The sequence below is a fragment of the Metabacillus rhizolycopersici genome, from assembly GCF_020075705.1.
Map to the genome: position 1 here is coordinate 1 of NZ_JAIQUM010000252.1, position 652 is coordinate 652.

Here is a 652-nt window from a genome sequence, read left to right on the forward strand (position 1 = left end):
GCCACCCATTTTTCGTTTAATTTGGACGTAGAAAAGTCCTGTTGTAGTATGTTTTCACGAGCCTCAATCGGTTTTTTATTTGATTGTGGACGGAATTTTTTAATCGTAATTGAAGAAATTCCCGCCTTTCTCATGATCCGTTGAACACGTTTAAGACTAACTGAAAACCCTGCCTTTAATAGAAGAAAATGAATCTTAGGTGCTCCATATCGACCTTTACTCTCGGTGTGAATCAGCTGAATCTGTTCAAGAAGCAATCGGTTTTCTCGGTCACGTACTGATTCTGTTTTAATCAGGGACTGATAATAAGTGCTCCTTGGCATGTCTAGCACTTCACACATGACTTGGACGGGAAACACTTCTTTTTGATCGTGAATCAAGTTTGTGAGCTCGGTATCAGTTACTTTCTGGCGAATATGGCCATAGCCTTTTTTAAGATTTCGATTTCCTGTTTCATTCGAAGGTTCTCTTTTTGAATTTCAGTTATGTCCTTTGGTGTGAGGCTATTTTCCTCGCCACTCACTGGGGTTAAGGCTTTAATCCATTTATAAATTGTGACTTCAGATACACCATATTCGCTGCTTAACGTACTCACCGAGCTACCAGTGTGATAAAGTTCCACCACCATCTTCTTAAAATCGTCGTTATATTT

Annotated in this window: 1 pseudogene; it reads right to left on the reverse strand. The window is 39.4% G+C overall.

The features are described from left to right. Positions 1-652 (reverse strand): annotated as a pseudogene (locus K9V48_RS28410) (IS3 family transposase); the annotation flags it as partial.